Raw genomic sequence first — 16,774 nt, forward strand, 5'->3', positions numbered from 1 at the left:
GTTGTCAATCGGCTATCGATCGTCAGGCGCGGTCGAGCACGGCCCAGCCGAAGGGGGGCAGTTCGACATGGGCGTCGGTCGTCCCGGCGTCGCTCGTCGTTGCCTCTCCAGCGAGAACGGTGCGGGCGCCCGGCGCGGGCAGGAGTCTTGTCTCATCGGTCAGGTTGAGCGCAACGACGAGACTTTGGCCGGCATCCGCCGCTTCGTAGACCATCGTCCGGTTCGTCAGATGCTGGATCGTCGTGCGGGCGCGATGAAGCCAGGGATGGCGGCGCCGCAGGCCGATCAGGTCCTGGTGCAGGCGAAAGATCGGCCACCCGTGCGGGGCGAGTTCGCCCGGTACGGCCGGAAAGGCGGGGCGAACCGCGTCGTCGCCGCCGGCGCGGTTCTCCTTGATGCCGCGAAACGCCTGTTCGTCGCCGGCATAGACCGAGGGCGTGCCGCCGAGGGTGAACAGCAGCACCAGGGCATGCGGCAGGAGGCGCTCGTCCTCGATCTGGCTGGCGATGCGTGTGACGTCGTGGTTGCCGACGAAGGACTGCGGCACAAAGTGCTCGAGAAAGATGTTGTGGCGATTGAGCGCCCAGGAAAGCTCGAAGAAGTTGTGATCGTTGATGGCGCTCCAGATCGCCTTCCAGAGCTCGTATTGCGTGACGGCGTCGACGCCCGTTTGCTCCACGAAGGCGGCGTAATCGCCGTGGATGACCTCGCCGAAGACATAGGCCTCGGGATGCGCCCGGCGCACGCGCGGCAGCACGTCGGCCCAGAACTGGCGTGGCATCGCATAGGCGGCGTCGAGCCGCCAGCCGGCTGCTCCGCGATCGAGCCAATGGGACATCACCCGCACCACGTAATCGGCCACGGCCGGCTCGTCGTGGTTGAGCGTGACGAGCTGACGATGCCCTTCGAAGCAGGCGTAGTCGGGCTCGCCGCCATAGCGCGGCCAGAAGAGACGAAACCAGGCTGCTTCCGGCGCCTCGGGGCCGCCGGCCAGTGCCGCCTGGAAGGCTCCAAAGCGACGGCCGACGTGGTTGAAGACGCCGTCGAGCAGGATCTTCAGCCCCCGGCCGCGTGCTACCTCGACCAGTCGGTAGAAGTCCTCCTCGTCGCCGAGGCGTGGATCGATGCGGAAGTGGTCGATGGTGTCGTAGCCGTGCGTTTCCGACGCGAAGATCGGGCCGAGCGCCAGGCCGGACGCTCCGAGCTCGACCGCATAGTCGAGCCACGGCTCCAGACGGTCCAGCCGATGGACGACCGGTGCCTCCGCATTTTCGGCCTCCGCCCCCAGGAATCCCAGCGGGTAGAGGTGCCACCACACCGCGTGCTTGATCCAGTCCGGCATGCCGATACGCCTTAACCCGAGCTTCCGTTCTGCTCTACGAAACCGAGGTCTTCAAAAACGCCGCCACGCGCTCGAACACGGCGGTGAACATCGCTTCGGTGAGCCGCCCGGTGTTCGTGTTGTAGCGCGAGCAATGGTAGCTGGAGAAGATCCGGATCCCCGCAATCTCGTGCTTGCCGCCATGGCTGAAGGGCACGGTCGCCGGCCTCTGTCCCATGGCGCGCACGGTCGAGTCGTGCGCGATCCGGCCCAGCGTCACGACTGCGCGGAGGTTCTGAAACTCCTTTAAGGCCGGTTCAAGGAAACGCCGGCACGTGGTGATCTCGGGGCCGGTGGGCTTGTTTTCCGGCGGAACGCAGCGGACGGCATTGACGATCGCCGTGCCGAACAGTTCCAGGCCGTCGTCGATGCGTGCGTCGAACCGATCGTTGGCGAAGCCATGGCGGGAGAGCGTCCTATAGAGCAGGTCGCCCGCGTAATCGCCGGTGAAAGGGCGGCCGGTCCGGTTCGCGCCTCTCAGTCCCGGAGCCAGGCCGACGATGGCGAGCCGCACCGCGCCGACTCCGCCCACCGGCAGAAACGCGGGCACCGGCGCATTGTGCCAGTCGGGCTCGCGCTCGCGCCACAGATGGCGAAACTCGGCCAGCCGCGGACACAAAGGGCAGTCGCCGGGCGGTTCGCTCGGCTCTGTCGTTCGGGAAGCCGTCGGTGTGCCAGGCACGATCCGGTTCAAAGATCCTCGTCCGGGTCGCAGCTGTCCTGCCCGCCCCGGCGCGCCAGGCGCGCCTCCCGTTCGGCCGGATCGCGTCCGATTTCGGCCCGCAGCGTCTGCAGATCGATGAAGTGATCCGCCTGACGCCGGAGATCGTCGGAGATCATCGGCGGCTGTGTCGACAGCGTCGAGACGACCGAGACCTTGCGGCCCTTGCGCTGCAGCGCCTCGACCAGCGAGCGGAAATCGCCGTCGCCGGAAAACAGCACGAAGTGATCCACCGTATCGACCAGCTCCATGGCGTCGACCGCCAACTCGATGTCCATGTTGCCCTTGATCTTGCGGCGGCCGGCCTGGTCGGTGAACTCCTTCGCCGGCTTGGTGACGAGGTGGTAGCCGTTATAATCCAGCCAATCGATCAGGGGGCGGATCGACGAATATTCCTGGTCTTCGACCAAAGCGGTATAGTAATAAGCCCTTAGCAAGTATCCGCGCCGCTGAAAGGCCGCCAGCATTTTCTTGTAGTCGATGTCGAAGCCGAGGCTCCGCGAGGTAGCGTAAAGATTGGCTCCGTCGATGAAGAGTGCGATCTTCTCGCGCGTGTCAAACATGAATGGCTTTCTTGCTGGCGTCGAAAAAGGGGCGTCCTACACGGCAAACGAGCAACATCTTCTGAGGCTGCGTTTGGCCCTGTTATGACCATAAAGATGCGTCGCCGTTATGCCAACATGGAGGCGTCGCTTTCTCGATTCGGCATGAAGCGGTTACGGCTTTTTTGTCAACCGTCTTATCAAGAATAGGACAACACTCTTGTATCGCGGCGCGCAAGCCGCTAGATCACGCGCTGAATTCCCATGGATTTTCCGTTTTGAGGAGACAGGCATGGCCCGCGTCACCGTAGAGGATTGCGTCGACAAGGTCGAGAATCGCTTCGAGCTTGTCCTGCTTGCCAGTCATCGGGCGCGGCTGATCTCGCAAGGCCAGCCGATCACCATCGATCGTGACAACGACAAGAACCCGGTGGTCGCGCTGCGCGAAATCGCCGACGAGACGATCTCGCCCGAGGACCTGAAGGAAGACCTCATCCATTCGCTGCAAAAGCACGTGGAGGTCGATGAGCCGGAGCCGCAGGCGCCGGCCGCGCCGGTTCCGGGCATCGCGGGACCGACCGCCGAGGAGGTCCAGACCGCCTCCGACGATCCGGACGACTCGATCGCCTTCGACCGTATGTCCGAGGAAGAGCTGCTGGCCGGCATCGAAAGTCTGGTGCCGCCGGAAAAGAACGACGAATTCTGATCGCCCCGGGCGGCCGACTTCGCCAAATTCGCCGCAAGGCGACCTATATTAGGGGTGCTTCGAGCAATCGACGCGCCCCTTTTTGCTTAACCGGGTCCTTCGCCATCCATGATGCGTCAATACGAACTCGTCGAGAAGGTCGCGGCCTATAAGCCCGATCTCGACGAGGGCCTCCTCAATAGGGCCTATGTCTATGCCATGCAGAAGCATGGCTCGCAGACGCGCGCGAGCGGCGACCCCTATTTTTCCCATCCTCTCGAAGTGGCGGCGATCCTCACCGAGTTGCGTCTCGATGAGGCGACGATCGCCACGGCGCTGCTGCACGACACCATCGAGGACACCGACGCCACGCGCAAGGAGATCGACCAGCTGTTCGGCGACAGGATCGGCCAACTGGTGGAGGGCCTGACCAAGCTGAAGCGGCTGGATCTGGTGTCGAAGAAGGCCGAGCAGGCGGAAAACCTGCGGCGCCTGCTCTTGGCCATCGCCGCCGATATCCGCGTGCTCCTGGTCAAGCTTGCCGACCGGCTGCACAACATGCGCACGCTGCATTACGTCAAGCCGGACAAGCGCCTGCGCATCGCCCAGGAGACGATGGATATCTATGCGCCGCTCGCCGGGCGCATGGGCATGCAGGACATGCGCGAGGAACTGGAGAACCTTTCCTTCCGCTACATCAACAAGGAAGCCTACGAGACCATCACGGCGCGCCTTGAGGAACTGCGTGAGAAGCATACCGCCACGATCCAGCGCATCGAGGCGGATCTGACCCAGCGGCTCAAGGAAAACGGCATCGACGCGCTGGTCAGCGGGCGCCAGAAGAAGCCGTACTCCGTGTTCTCCAAGATGCAGCGCAAGGCCCTGTCTCTAGAGCAGCTGTCCGACATCTTCGGCTTCCGCATCCTCGTCAACACCGAGGACGACTGCTACCGCACGCTCGGCATCGTCCATCGCAGCTGGCCGACCGTGCCCGGGCGCTTCAAGGACTACATCTCGATCCCCAAGCAGAACGACTATCGTTCGATCCACACCACCATCGTCGGGCCGTCGCGCCAGCGCGTCGAACTGCAGATCCGCACGCACGAGATGCATGAGATCGCCGAGTACGGCATTGCCGCGCACTCGATCTACAAGGACGACGGAAGCGAGCAGGCGCGGCGCGTGGCGCTGTCGAAGGAATCGAGCGCCTATGCCTGGCTGCGCCGCACCATCGATCTGCTGGCGGAAGGCGACAATCCGGAGGAGTTTCTCGAGCACACCAAGCTCGAACTGTTCCAGGACCAGGTCTTCTGCTTCACGCCCAAGGGTCGGCTGATCGCGCTGCCGCGTGGCGCCACGCCCATCGATTTCGCCTATGCCGTCCACACCGACATCGGCGACACCACGGTCGGCTGCAAGATCGACGGTCGCGTCATGCCGCTGATGACGGAACTGGCCAATGGCGACGAGGTCGAGATCATCTGCTCGAAGGCGGCCACGCCGCCCCAGGCGTGGGAGACCATCGCCGTCACCGGCAAGGCACGCGCGGCTATTCGCCGCGCCACGCGTATTTCGATCCGGCGCCAATATTCGGGGCTCGGCCAGCAGATCCTGGAACGCGCCTTCGCCCGTTCCGGAAAGGGCTTCTCGCGCGAGGCGCTGAAGTCGATCATCTCCAAGCTCGGTTACCGCGAGGTCGATGATGCACTGGCGGCCGTCGGGCGCGGCGACCTGTCCTCCGCCGACGTCTTCAAGGCGGTCTATCCCGACTTCCAGGACAACCGCGCCACCAAGACTCCAGCGCATCCGGAAGAGGAGGGGTGGTTCAATCTGCGCACCGCCGCCGGCATGATCTTCAAGGTGCCCGGCCGCTCCAGGGCGAACGGCCACAACGGCAAGCATGCGATCCCGATTCGCGGCGCCGGCGACGACCTGCCGGTTCGGTTCGGGCCGGACGGCGCGGTGCCGGGAGACCGCATCGTCGGCATCATCGAGCCGGGCAAGGGGATCACCATCTATCCGATCCAGTCGCCCGCGCTGGTCCAGTTCGACGACGAGCCGGATCGCTGGGTCGATGTGCGCTGGGCCATCGACGAGGAGATGAGCACGCGCTTTCCGGCCAAGATCAAGGTCTCCGCGATCAACGAGCCGGGCGTGCTCGCCGGCGTCGCCGAGACGATCGCGGCCAACGATGCCAACATCCATGGCCTGTCGATGGTGACGACGGCTCCGGACGTGTCGTCGATGATGATCGATCTGGAGGTCTGGGACCTCAATCATCTCAACCGCACGGTGAACCAGCTCCGTGCCAAGCCGTTCGTCTCCGAGGCAATCAGGGTGAACGGTTGAAGCGGCCACATTTCGTGGTTAATCGAAGCGGCATCCATATCGGTTTCGCCGATGCATCCGATGGTCTGGGATCGAAGACAGCGGCCGGGGTTGGGCTGGCGCCTGCGCCGAATTCGCGCGGTGACGGCCATCGAGTGTTTATTCTTTCGTGGCACACTGCTGCGTGAACGGCATGGCAAGGAGTGGCGGTTTCGATGCTTTTTCGGCGACGGCAGCCGGAGGACTTTTGGTCCCGGGTTAAGGTTCTGCTGTGGCCACGGCATTCCTGGTCTCGCTCCTTCAGCTATTTCAAGAAGCGCGTCCTACGGCTGAATGCGACGCCGCACGCCGTTGCCGCAGGGATCGGGGCAGGGGTCTTTGCCTCGTTCACACCGTTCATCGGCTTTCACTTCGTGATCGCCTTCTCGCTGGCCTTCCTGGTCGCGGGCAATTTCGCGGCCGCCGCGCTCGGAACCGTGGTGGGCAATCCGGTCACCTTTCCGGCGATCTGGGCGTCGACCTACGAGCTGGGTCATTTCATCCTGGCCACCAAGCATCACGGCGACCCGCCGCATCATCTGGGACGCGTGCTCGAGCGGCTCGACTTCTCGGCGCTCTGGGACCCGCTGCTCAAGCCGATGACGGTGGGAGCGATCCCGCTGGGGCTGCTCGCCGCACTGTCGGCCTATGGCGTCGTCTATTGGGCGGTGAAACGCTTTCGCCGGCACCGGGCGCGACGCATCCTGGCACGGCAGCGTGCCAATGGCCGGACGCGCCTGGTAGCCCTCCGCAGTCCCATGGACACGACGTCATGATCATCGGCATCGGCAGCGACATCATCGATATCCGGCGCATCGAGAAGACGCTGGAGCGCCATGGCGAGCGCTTCGTGCAGCGTGTCTTTACGCCGGTCGAACAGGCGAAGTCCGATCGCCGCCGCCAGCGCGCGGCCTCCTACGCCAAGCGCTTCGCGGCCAAGGAGGCCTGCGCCAAGGCCTTGGGCACGGGGCTCTCGCGTGGCGTCTTCTGGCGCGACATGGGCGTCGTCAACCGTCCCGGCGGAGCGCCAACCATGGCGCTGACGGGGGGCGCCCTAACGCGCCTGAAGAGCCTCGTGCCGCCGGGACACGAGCCGGTCATCCACGTCACGATCACCGACGATCACCCCTGGGCGCAGGCTTTCGTGATCATCGAGGCCAGCCCGGCCGGATGAGGACGGGCATCCATGCGGCGATGGACTTCCATATTGTCGTCAGCGTCTTGAGCCGGTAGAAGCCGAAACGTCGGCACCGCGGCGGACTTTCAGGAAAAGGGCAGAGCATGGTCGATCAGGCCGAACGCAAGGACCAGGGCGGCCTCGGCGAAACGATCAAGGTCATCATTCAGGCGCTGTTGCTGGCCCTGGTGATCCGAACCTTGCTGTTTCAGCCGTTCTCGATCCCTTCGGGGTCCATGATGCCGACGCTGTTGGTGGGCGACTATCTGTTCGTCACCAAGTGGAGCTACGGCTACAGCAAATATTCCTTCCCGTTCTCGCCGGATCTCTTCGAGGGGCGCTTCCTGGCGTCCGAACCGGAGCGTGGCGACGTCGTCGTCTTCCGCAAGCCGAACGAGGAGGACGTCGACTACATCAAGCGCCTGATCGGCCTGCCCGGCGACCGCATCCAGATGAAGAACGGGGTGCTGTTCATCAACGACGAGCCGGTGAAGCGGGAGCCGGCAGGCGAATTCACCGCCGAGGACGGAACCAAGGTCCAGCAGTACCGCGAGACGCTGTCGAACGGGGTCTCCTACATCACGCTCGATCTCAACCCCAATTCGACCGGCGACAACACCCGGGAATTCGTGGTGCCGGCCGGGCACTATTTCATGATGGGCGACAATCGCGACAATTCGCTCGATAGCCGCTTCGACGTCGGCTACGTGCCGTTCGAGAATTTCGTCGGCAAGGCGCAGATGATCTTCTTCTCGATCGAAGGCGACGAGTCGCCGCTGGAACTGTGGAAGTGGCCGACGGATCTGAGGCCGAGCCGCGTCTTCACATGGCTAAGCTAGAGCGTTCGCTGGACGAGCTTCAACGCCGCATCGGAGTCACGGTCGCCAACAGGGAACGGCTGGAGCGGGCGTTGACCCACGCCAGCATCAAGGGTGGCGCGGCCTCCAAGAGCTACGAGAGGCTGGAGTTTCTCGGCGACCGGGTGCTCGGACTGGTCATCGCCGAAGAGCTGTTCGCGCGGTTTCCCCAGGCGCCCGAGGGCGACCTGTCGCTGCGGCTGAATTCATTGGTGAGCGCCGAGGCTTGTGCCGAGATCGCCGACGAGATCGGCCTGGCCGAATTCATTCGGCACGGCGGGGACGTCAAGCGGATCAAGGGCTCGCAAAGCAAGAACATCCGGGCCGACGTGGTCGAGGCGCTGATTGCCGCCATTTTTCTCGACGGTGGACTGGAGGCGGCCCGCGACTTCGTCGGGCGGTTCTGGAAGGATCGGATTGCCGGCTCCGTGAGCGCGCGGCGCGATGCCAAGACGGCTCTTCAGGAATGGGCGCATCTTACCACGACCCTGACGCCGCACTACGAGGTGGTGGGCCGTTCGGGGCCGGATCACGATCCCGTCTTCACTGTGCGCGTCAGCGTGGACGGTACCGAGCCCGGCGAGGGCCAGGGTCGTTCCAAGCGACTGGCGGAGCAGGAAGCGGCGTCCGCCGTTCTGGTGCGCGAGGGGGTCTGGAAGGTGGGGGCTTGAAGAGGACGGACGGCCATGACGGATGATACGATGGTCGATCGCGACGCGGAGCAGGACTCCACCCGCTCCGGCTTCGTCGCGCTGATCGGCGCGCCCAACGCCGGCAAGTCGACGCTGGTCAACCAGCTCGTCGGCACCAAGGTCTCGATCGTCACCCACAAGGTGCAGACGACGCGCGCGCTGGTGCGCGGCATCGCCATTCGGGGCCGCACCCAGATCGTCTTCGTGGATACGCCCGGGGTCTTCCGGCCGAAGCGCCGGCTCGACCGGGCCATGGTGCGCACCGCCTGGGGCGGCGCCAAGGACGCCGACATCGTGCTTGCCATCGTTGATGCCGACCGCGGCGTCAGCGAGGAGGTCGAGGCCATTCTCCAGCGTCTGAAGGAGGTGCGCCAGCCGCTCGTCCTGCTGTTGAACAAGGTCGACCGGATGAAGCGCGAGCGGCTGTTGGCGCTGACCAGCGAGATCACCGCGCGCGGCGTTCAGTTCGACCGCGTGTTCATGATCTCGGCGCTGACCGGATCGGGCTGCGACGACGTGATGGACTATCTGGCCGAGGCTTTGCCGGAAGGGCCCTGGTACTATCCGGAAGACCAGATCTCCGATCTGCCGCTTCGCCAGCTGGCCGCCGAGATCACGCGCGAAAAGCTCTATCTGCGGCTTCATCAGGAACTGCCCTACGCCTCCCATGTGGAGACGGAGCGCTGGGAGGAGCGCCCGGACGGCTCGGTGAGAATCGAGCAGACGATCTACGTCGAACGCGACAGCCAGAAGCGCATCGTGCTCGGCCACAAGGGCGAGACCATCAAGGCGATCGGCCAGCAGGCGCGCGTCGAGATCGCGGAAGCCGCGGACCAGCCGGTCCATCTCTTCCTGTTCGTCAAGGTGCGGGAGAACTGGGGTGACGACCCGGAGCGATACCGCGAGATGGGGCTCGACTTTTCGAGCTGAGGCGCGGTTAAGATTCGCCTTATTCTTCCATCTGATAGACAGTTTTGCTGAGCTTTCGATTCAGTCGGGACCGATTGGAACGGGCATGCGAAGCTTCATCCATGGGATGAGGACGGCGGGCTGATGGAGTGGCGCGAAGAAGCGATCGTTCTGGGCGTGCGGCGGCATGGCGAGAGCAGCGTCATTGCCGAGCTGATGACGCGCAGCCGCGGCCGGCATCTGGGCGTGGTGCGCGGCGGCCGATCACGCCGCCAGCGTCCGGTCCTGCAACCCGGAAACCAGGTGGAGGCGACCTGGTACGCCCGTCTCGACGAGCATCTCGGCACGCTGACCGTCGATCCGATCGAGCTGCGCGCTGCCCGGCTGATGGAATCGGGACTGGCGTTGCATGGCGTCCAGCTCTTGGCCGCGCATCTCAGGCTGCTGCCCGAGCGGGATCCGCATCCGCGGCTCTATGACGGCCTGTGCGTCATTCTCGACCATCTGGCGCCGACCGGTGAGGCGCTCGGCCGTGACGCGGCGGTCATAGCCGCGCTGCCGTCGCCGGGCGAACTGATCCTGCGCTTCGAGATCGCGCTGCTCGACGAGCTCGGCTTCGGCCTCGACCTGTCCTGCTGCGCGGCCACCGGCGCGCGCGACGACCTCGTCTATGTCTCGCCGAAATCTGGCCGCGCAGTCAGCCGCGCGGCGGGCGAGCCATGGAAGGACAAGCTCCTGCCTCTGCCGTCATTCCTGCTCGAGCCCGAGACCCGGGCCCAGTCGGGGTCGCTCGCCGACGGCTTTCGCCTGACCGGCTATTTCCTGGCCCGCCATGTCTGGGAACCGCGTGGCATCGGCGAACCGGCATCGCGGGCCGGGACCATTGCGGCGGCTCTGGCTGTGTAGAAAGCTGCATCTCGATGCTGGGTCGCGCTACCGTGTCGGCTCGATACGGAGCAGGGGGTGCGGCTCCCGCTCTACGAATTCGCGGCGAATATGAGCCAGCACATGCCGCTGACCCGGGAAAGGCACCATGCGTTCCGCCTCATCGAACGAGACCCAGCGGAAATCGCTGTGTTCGTCGTTCAACGTGACCACCTCATCGGCGCCAACAAAGGCGACAAAGACCGGGACGAGTGTGATTGAGTCGCGATCAGGTTCGTAGAATTGCTCGCAGATATCGGCCGAATAGAGCGTGTCGACAGACAGCGCGGTTTCTTCCTTGATCTCGCGGAGCGCGGTTTGCCACGCTGCCTCGCCCATCTCGATGCCGCCGGCAACTTGACACCATTCTCCGGCCAGCGAGCGCGTACGACACAATAACAGCACTTGTGTCGTTGAGGCGAGCCGACGAAGCACCACGGCGGAAACGCCGAAGCATCGAACCGGTATTTCTCAGGAGTTGGCGGCCTTCAGCTTTGCCGCTTGATCCGACCGTTTGCTGGTCTGGTTTGCATCCTCCAGCTTGCTGAGCTGCTCGGTGGTCTCGGCGGCGCCCATCGCTTTTGCTGCGCCGAGTGCCGTCATGCCGTCGGCGGCGCGGGCATGGAGGTCGGCGCCACGCTCCAGAAATAGATCGACCAGTTCGGTGCGGTTGAACATCGCCGCCATCATCAGCGGCGTGCGTCCGTCAGGGCCGGCTCCGTCGATGGCCGCGTGATGATCGAGCAGCAGCCGGGCGATCTCGATCTCGCCCTTGAAGGCGGCGCCGGCCAGCGGCGTCTGGCCGCGATCGTTCAACAGGTTCGGATCGGCGCCATGCTCCAGGAGCAGCCGCGTCAGCTCTCGGTGGCCGTTGTAGCTGGCGAGCATCAACAGACTGTCGCCCTTGTCGTTGCGCAGGTTCGGGGGCAGGCCTTGTTCGAGAAACTGCGCCATCTCGCCGGTCTCGCCGCTGCGCGCCGCCTGAAACACCCGCGCCGCGAGCGCCAGCGTCTCCTCATCGAACCCGGTGGCCGTGCCGGAGTGCTCGTCGCTCATCGAAACTCCCTCATTGCCGGAAGAGGCTGGTCCCAGCGTCTTCTCATGGCGGGAGAGGGCTCGCAAGGGCTCGGCTCAGCTCTTCGCGTTGGCGTTGTTGAAAGGATGAGATTGCCTGGAGCGGCAGACTACGCTGAGAGGCAAGCGTGGCCGCCGCGAAATGGTGCCGTCGGGCTATTCTGCCGAAGGCTCGCGGGGCTCCGAGAACGCGCGTTGGGTCGTTGCGCGACAATAAGGCAGCCATTCGGCCGGCATGCGTGGGGTCGCGACGGCCTGAACCATGGGCTGTTGGACAACAGGTTGGGGTTCGGCGGGCGAGGGCAGCGGCGCTCGATCTTGCCGAGGCTGGCTGCACGGCTGGTAGATCGGCAGTGTCTCCTGTCCGCTTCGCACCGACATGGCGTCGAGAGGCACGGACTCCGACTCGACCGGTATGCCCCTATGGAAATGCCAACCCTTCCCCATCGTTCTTTCCTCCGCCCTTTGGCGCGGCCCGAGATCGGTCGCGCTTTTTGCGTCAGTCCCCTGCCGACCGGCAAGCGGAGCAAGGGAGGCTCAGGCCGACGTTGGTTCGCCGGTCCATGGGCGCCATACTAGGCCACAGAGGTAAATCCGAGGTTGAGATTGAGGCAAAACCCGGCGTCACAAAAACGTCAGATCGCGACAATAACTATATGATATTTATTGCATTTATGACCGTCATGTGCGGCTGGAAAGGGCCTCTGCGAAACGCGCCGGCTGGCCGGTGCTCGGGGCTGCGATCTCGCCTTCCCACATGATGCGGCGGCCGCGCACGAAGGTGCCGATCGGCCAGCCCGTGACCGTCTTGCCGTCATAGGGCGTCCATTGCGAACGCGAGCCGATCCACTCGTTGCGGATCGTCTCCTGCCGCTTGAGATCGACCACGGTGAAGTCGGCGTCGTAGCCGACGGCGATCCGGCCCTTGCCAGCCAGACCGAAGATCCGCTGCGGGCCGGCCGAGGTCAGGTCGATGAAGCGGGCAAGCGACAGCCGGCCCTGCGCGACGTGATCGAGCATGATGGGCACCAGCGTCTGGACACCGATCATCCCGGAGGGCGACTGCGGGTAAGGCTTGAGCTTTTCCTCTAGCGTATGCGGCGCATGGTCGGAGCCGAGCACGTCGACGATGCCCTGTTCGATGCCGTGCCAGACGCCATCTCGATGGCGCGCATCGCGCACCGGCGGGTTCATCTGGATCAGCGTGCCGAGCCGGGCGTAATCCTCGGCCGACAGCGTCAGGTGATGCGGCGTCGCCTCGCAGGTGGCGTGATCCTTGTGCCGGGCGAGGAACGCGATCTCTTCGGCCGTGGAGATGTGCAGCACATGGATGCGGGCGCCGGTCTCCTCGGCGATCGCCACCAGTCGCTCGGTGCATTGCAGGGCGGCCTGGGCGTCGCGCCAGACCGGATGCGAGGAGGCGTCGCCCTCGACCCGCTCGTCGAGCCTGTCGCGCAGCCGGTATTCGTCCTCGGAATGGAAGGCGGCGCGGCGCCTTGTCCGTTTCAGGATATCCCGCACGCCGGCATCGTCCTCGACCAGCAGGGTGCCGGTGGAGGAGCCCATGAACACCTTGATGCCGGCGGCGCCCGGCAAGCGTTCCAGGTCGGCGACGTCCGCCGCGTTCTCGTGGGTGCCGCCGACCCAGAAGGCGAAGTCGCAATGCATGCGGTCGCGACCCCGCGCCACCTTGTCGGCCAGCGCGGCCTCGTCGGTGGTCAGTGGGTTGGTGTTGGGCATTTCGAAGACGCAGGTGACGCCGCCCAGCACGGCGGCGCGCGACCCGGTCTCCAGATCCTCCTTGTGGGTGGCTCCGGGCTCGCGGAAGTGCACCTGGCTGTCGATCACGCCGGGCAGCACATGCAGGCCGGTGCAGTCGACGACCTCGCCGGCCGCCTCGGGGCCGATCGAGCCGATATGGGCGATACGACCATCTCGGATGCCGACGTCGCGGATGCCCGCTCCGTCCTGGTTGACGACGGTTCCGCCCTTGAGGACGCGATCGTAGGTCTCGGCCATCGCCGTCTCCTGCTTGCTCCGATACTGCTCGGGGTTTACCTAACGGGCTTGGACCGGCTTTTCCAGCACGCTCGACGAGCGTCGGAACGGCACCCTCATCACCCGGAACGGTACGGCCGGTGGCACGACTTGCCAGGACTTCGGCCGGTACTACTTTCCGCCAGCGAGTTTCTCGCCCATGCCCTATACCCATCTCACAGACCGATCGCTGCTGACCGTTACCGGCGAGCCGGCCGAACATTTTCTGCAGGTGCTGATCACCGCCGACCTCGTGAAGCTCGGCGTCTGTGAAGCCCGGCCGTCTGCCTTGCTGACGCCGCAGGGCAAGATCCTGTTCGATTTCCTGATCAGCCGGATCGACGGCGGGTTCCGCCTCGATTGCGCAGCCTCTTCCCGCGACGCGCTTCTGAAACGCCTGACCCTCTATCGGCTGCGCACCAAGGTGGACATCGAGACGAGCGACGAGCCGGTCTTCGCCGCCTGGGGTCTCGAGAAGGTGCCTGACGGTGCGGTTGCGGACCGCCGCTTTGCCGACGACTCGACCGTGCGCTTCTATGGGAGCGCGCCGGTGGACCTCGATGGGGTCTCCCCGGAAGAGTACGTCGCTCATCGTGTGCGGGCCGGCGTCGCGGAAGCCGAAGCGGATTTTCCGGCCGACGACGTCTATCCGCACGATGTTCTGATGGATCAGAATGCCGGTGTGTCCTTCGCCAAGGGCTGCTTTGTCGGCCAGGAGGTCGTCTCGCGCATGCAGCATCGCGGCACGGCGCGGCGTCGGCTGATGATCGTGCGCGGCGAGGGGCATCTCGGCCGGGGCGTGACCGTGACGGCCGAGGGCAAGGCGATCGGAACGGTGATCGCCGCGACCGGAGACACCGGCATGGCGCTGATGCGGATCGACCGTCTCGCCCAGGCCCTGGCCAGGGGTGCTGTGGTGGCTGCGGATGGCGTGCCGGTGGAGACTTCTATCCCGCCCTGGGCCGGCTATGCTCTTCCGTCGGCTGACGCCGCCACGCGGGCCGGTGAGGACGAATGAGCCGAGCCAGCACGACCGCCGCGCGGGTCTGGCAGCGCATGCTGTCCGGCCGCCGGCTCGACCTGATCGACCCGTCGCCGCTCGATGTTGAGATCTCCGATATCGCCCATGGCCTGGCGCGCGTTGCGCGCTGGAACGGCCAGACCAAGGGTGATTTCGCCTTCTCGGTGGCGCAGCATTCGCTGATCGTCGAGGAGATCGTGGCACGCACCGAAAGCGATCCGCGATGGCGGCTCGCCGCCCTGCTGCACGACGCGCCCGAATATGTCATCGGCGATATGATTTCGCCCTTCAAAAGTGTCATGGGCGGCGATTATAAACTGGTGGAGCGGCGGCTGACCGCTGCCATTCACTTGCGCTTCGGTTTGCCCTCCGACCTGCCGAAACAGGTCGAGAAGGCGATCAAGAAGGCGGATCGCGTCTCGGCCTATTACGAGGCGACGCTGTTGGCCGGCTTCTCGATCGCCGAGGGTGTCCGCTTCTTTGGAGCGGCCGGAGGATGCGAGCTCGATCCTGCCGTGTTCGAGCCGCTGCCGGCGAGGCGAGTGGGGGCGCTTTTTCTCGAGCGCTTCGCCGCGCTCGACGGCGTGCTTCACCCGGCGTCCGCGTCGACCTGATTCGAAGGATTTCTCATGTCTTATCTCGTTGTGTCCTCGCTGGCCGAGATGCCGACGACCGTCGCACGTCACGAGGCTCGCGACGTGCTTACGTTGATCAGCGCGCAGACGGTGGTCGACCGGCCGGTCAGCATCGAGGAAGCACGCCATCTCTTCCTCGGCTTCGACGACATCATCGAGCCGATGGAAGGCTTCATCCATCCCACCGTCGACCATCTCGACCAGATTCTCGACTTCGGCAAACGCTGGGATCGGGAGCGGCCGCTGGTCGTGCACTGTTTTGCCGGGATCAGCCGCTCGACGGCAGCGGCCTATATCCTGGCGATCGCCATCAACCCTGCACTCGACGAGTTCGAACTGGCGCAGGAGCTGCGCCGCCGAGCGCCGACGGCGACACCGAACGCCCTGATGATCGAACTCGCCGACGAGAAGCTCGGACGTAGCGGGCGCATGGTCGAGGCGATCCGCTCCATCGGACGCGGCGATTTCGCCTATGCCGGCACGCCGTTCATTCTGCCGTTGGAGATCGACCCGTCCGATCGGGGCTGAGGGTATAAGGCCCGCCCCGAACTATGCGAGGCAGGCCTGTTTTGAGCGATCGCCGTCGAAGAAGCGTCAGACGAGATCAGAAGTCGAAGTCGTTGATGTCGTCCTTGGTGAACACCTTGGGCTGGCCGAGCAGCACCTGGCTCTGATTGACGATCGGCAGCTCGCCGAGACGGCCGGCCTTGACCGTCGTGTCGCCGGGCTTCAGCGTGCCGTCGGCCACCGCCCGCATCACCTGGGACGCGGCATAGCCGAGATCGATCGTGTTCCACAGGATGGTCGACTTGACGCAGTCGTTGTTGATGTAGGGCTTCATGGCATTGGGCAGCGCCAGCCCGACCACCGCGACCTCGCCGCACAGGCTGTTCTGCTGCACGGCTTCGGAGGCCGCCGGCGTCGCCACGCTGGTCATGCCGAAGATGCCGTCGAGATCGTCGCCATACTTGTTGATCAGCGTCTGCGCCTGGTTGAAGGACAGGATGTTGTCCTCCTGCGCCTCCACCGTCTCCAGGAACTTCAGATCCGGATGGCACTTCTCGGCATAGGCCTGCATCTCGGTGATCCAGCGGGCCTGGTTCGGCGTCGTGAAAGTCGAGGTGACGATGGCAAAGCTGCCGTCCTCGCCGATCTCCGAGGCCATCTGGTCGATCATCGTCTTGGCGACGCCGTTGGGTAGCGCCTGGTTGACGAACCACTGGCGGGCGTCGGCCTGGGCGTCAGCGTCATAGCCGACCACATTGATACCGGCATCGAGCGCCTTCTTCAGCACCGGGGCGATCGCCACCGGATCGTTGGCGGCAAACAGAATGCCGTCGACGCCGCTGGTGATGTAGTTGTCGATGAAGGTGATCTGCTCGTCGATGTTGGCGCGGGTCGGGCCGTCGGTCTTGATCTCGATGTTGCCGAGTTCGCCCACCGCCTCCTTCATGCCCTCCGCCGTCGAGGCGAAGTAGCCGACGCCGACCAGCTTGGGGATGTCGACGACGTTGAGCGTCTTGCCGCTGCGGTCGGGCGCATTGGTGGGTGTGCCGCCATCGTATTCGCCGGGCGCCGGGGCAGGGCTCTCGCCCTCGCAGGCCAGCGGATTGGCGGGATCGTCGTCGCCGCCCGTCCAGGTGCTTTGCGCCGCGGCGGGGCTTGCCAGAAGACCCGCTCCGATCATCAGAGACCATAGTTTTCTCATTGCTTCCTCCCGTGTTGCGATCGGGCGGCCTCCCGCCGCCCGCT

At 65.0% G+C, this 16,774-nt stretch carries 18 protein-coding genes; 11 read left to right on the forward strand and 7 right to left on the reverse strand.

Annotated elements, in window-relative coordinates; translation table 11 throughout:
* Positions 1–22: 22 nt before the first annotated feature.
* The 3 genes from SMD10_RS09765 to SMD10_RS09775 form a co-directional block, all read right to left on the reverse strand.
* On the reverse strand, positions 23–1,342 hold the full coding sequence (locus SMD10_RS09765) for an alpha-amylase family glycosyl hydrolase (RefSeq protein WP_331685496.1): 1,320 nt from the start codon (positions 1,340–1,342) through the stop codon (positions 23–25).
* A 34-nt stretch (positions 1,343–1,376) separates the two neighbouring features.
* Positions 1,377–2,000 carry a uracil-DNA glycosylase gene (locus SMD10_RS09770; protein WP_331685497.1) on the reverse strand — a complete coding sequence of 208 codons (624 nt, stop codon included), beginning with the start codon at positions 1,998–2,000 and terminating at the stop codon, positions 1,377–1,379.
* A gap of 71 nt (positions 2,001–2,071) precedes the next feature.
* Positions 2,072–2,665, reverse strand: a complete 594-nt coding sequence (locus SMD10_RS09775; protein WP_331685498.1) for a LabA-like NYN domain-containing protein — start codon at positions 2,663–2,665, stop codon at positions 2,072–2,074.
* Positions 2,666–2,936: 271 nt separating this feature from the next.
* Between SMD10_RS09775 and rpoZ the strand changes: the two genes are divergently transcribed.
* The 8 genes from rpoZ to recO all read left to right on the forward strand — a co-directional run bounded on the left by rpoZ (position 2,937) and on the right by recO (position 10,237).
* On the forward strand, positions 2,937–3,350 hold the full coding sequence (gene rpoZ, locus SMD10_RS09780; protein WP_331685499.1) for a DNA-directed RNA polymerase subunit omega: 414 nt from the start codon (positions 2,937–2,939) through the stop codon (positions 3,348–3,350).
* Between the two features lie 108 nt (positions 3,351–3,458).
* On the forward strand, positions 3,459–5,678 hold the full coding sequence (locus SMD10_RS09785) for a RelA/SpoT family protein (RefSeq protein ID WP_331685500.1): 2,220 nt from the start codon (positions 3,459–3,461) through the stop codon (positions 5,676–5,678).
* Between the two features lie 194 nt (positions 5,679–5,872).
* Positions 5,873–6,472 carry a DUF2062 domain-containing protein gene (locus SMD10_RS09790; RefSeq protein ID WP_331685501.1) on the forward strand — a complete coding sequence of 200 codons (600 nt, stop codon included), beginning with the start codon at positions 5,873–5,875 and terminating at the stop codon, positions 6,470–6,472.
* Positions 6,469–6,870 (forward strand): holo-ACP synthase, encoded by a 402-nt coding sequence (gene acpS, locus SMD10_RS09795; protein ID WP_331685502.1) that lies wholly within the window; start codon positions 6,469–6,471, stop codon positions 6,868–6,870. The genes SMD10_RS09790 and acpS overlap by 4 nt, the downstream gene beginning before the upstream one ends.
* Positions 6,871–6,977: 107 nt before the next feature.
* A complete protein-coding gene (lepB, locus tag SMD10_RS09800; RefSeq protein WP_331685503.1) occupies positions 6,978–7,712 on the forward strand; it encodes a signal peptidase I in 735 nt (244 codons plus the stop codon).
* Entirely contained in the window at positions 7,700–8,401 is a 702-nt protein-coding gene (gene rnc / locus SMD10_RS09805) for a ribonuclease III (protein WP_331685504.1), read from the forward strand. Before lepB ends, rnc begins: the two co-directional genes overlap by 13 nt.
* Before the next feature lie 15 nt (positions 8,402–8,416).
* Positions 8,417–9,352 (forward strand): GTPase Era, encoded by a 936-nt coding sequence (era, locus tag SMD10_RS09810; protein WP_331685505.1) that lies wholly within the window; start codon positions 8,417–8,419, stop codon positions 9,350–9,352.
* Between the two features lie 123 nt (positions 9,353–9,475).
* Positions 9,476–10,237: a DNA repair protein RecO gene (gene recO / locus SMD10_RS09815; protein ID WP_331685506.1), complete on the forward strand. Its 762-nt coding sequence runs from the start codon at positions 9,476–9,478 to the stop codon at positions 10,235–10,237.
* Positions 10,238–10,264: 27 nt separating this feature from the next.
* Here the strand turns inward: recO and SMD10_RS09820 are convergent, their stop codons facing one another.
* The 3 genes from SMD10_RS09820 to SMD10_RS09830 form a co-directional block, all read right to left on the reverse strand.
* The gene (locus tag SMD10_RS09820) at positions 10,265–10,693 is read right to left on the reverse strand and encodes an NUDIX hydrolase (protein WP_331685507.1); all 429 of its coding nucleotides are present in this window, start codon (positions 10,691–10,693) and stop codon (positions 10,265–10,267) included.
* A 33-nt stretch (positions 10,694–10,726) separates the two neighbouring features.
* Positions 10,727–11,311: an ankyrin repeat domain-containing protein gene (locus SMD10_RS09825; RefSeq protein ID WP_331685508.1), complete on the reverse strand. Its 585-nt coding sequence runs from the start codon at positions 11,309–11,311 to the stop codon at positions 10,727–10,729.
* Positions 11,312–12,010: 699 nt separating this feature from the next.
* On the reverse strand, positions 12,011–13,348 hold the full coding sequence (locus tag SMD10_RS09830; RefSeq protein WP_331685509.1) for a dihydroorotase: 1,338 nt from the start codon (positions 13,346–13,348) through the stop codon (positions 12,011–12,013).
* Positions 13,349–13,526: 178 nt separating this feature from the next.
* Between SMD10_RS09830 and ygfZ the strand changes: the two genes are divergently transcribed.
* The 3 genes from ygfZ to SMD10_RS09845 are packed head-to-tail and all read left to right on the forward strand — an operon-like array spanning position 13,527 to position 15,550.
* Positions 13,527–14,384 (forward strand): CAF17-like 4Fe-4S cluster assembly/insertion protein YgfZ, encoded by an 858-nt coding sequence (ygfZ, locus tag SMD10_RS09835; RefSeq protein ID WP_331685510.1) that lies wholly within the window; start codon positions 13,527–13,529, stop codon positions 14,382–14,384.
* The gene (locus SMD10_RS09840; protein WP_331685511.1) at positions 14,381–15,001 is read left to right on the forward strand and encodes an HD family hydrolase; all 621 of its coding nucleotides are present in this window, start codon (positions 14,381–14,383) and stop codon (positions 14,999–15,001) included. The genes ygfZ and SMD10_RS09840 overlap by 4 nt, the downstream gene beginning before the upstream one ends.
* A gap of 15 nt (positions 15,002–15,016) precedes the next feature.
* Entirely contained in the window at positions 15,017–15,550 is a 534-nt protein-coding gene (locus tag SMD10_RS09845; RefSeq protein WP_331685512.1) for a tyrosine phosphatase family protein, read from the forward strand.
* 76 nt (positions 15,551–15,626) lie between these two features.
* On the opposite strand, the gene SMD10_RS09850 is transcribed toward SMD10_RS09845, so the two are convergent.
* On the reverse strand, positions 15,627–16,730 hold the full coding sequence (locus SMD10_RS09850; protein WP_331685513.1) for an autoinducer 2 ABC transporter substrate-binding protein: 1,104 nt from the start codon (positions 16,728–16,730) through the stop codon (positions 15,627–15,629).
* Positions 16,731–16,774 lie beyond the last annotated feature (44 nt).

Source organism: Consotaella aegiceratis, assembly GCF_036541425.1.
GTDB lineage: Bacteria > Pseudomonadota > Alphaproteobacteria > Rhizobiales > Rhizobiaceae > Consotaella > Consotaella aegiceratis.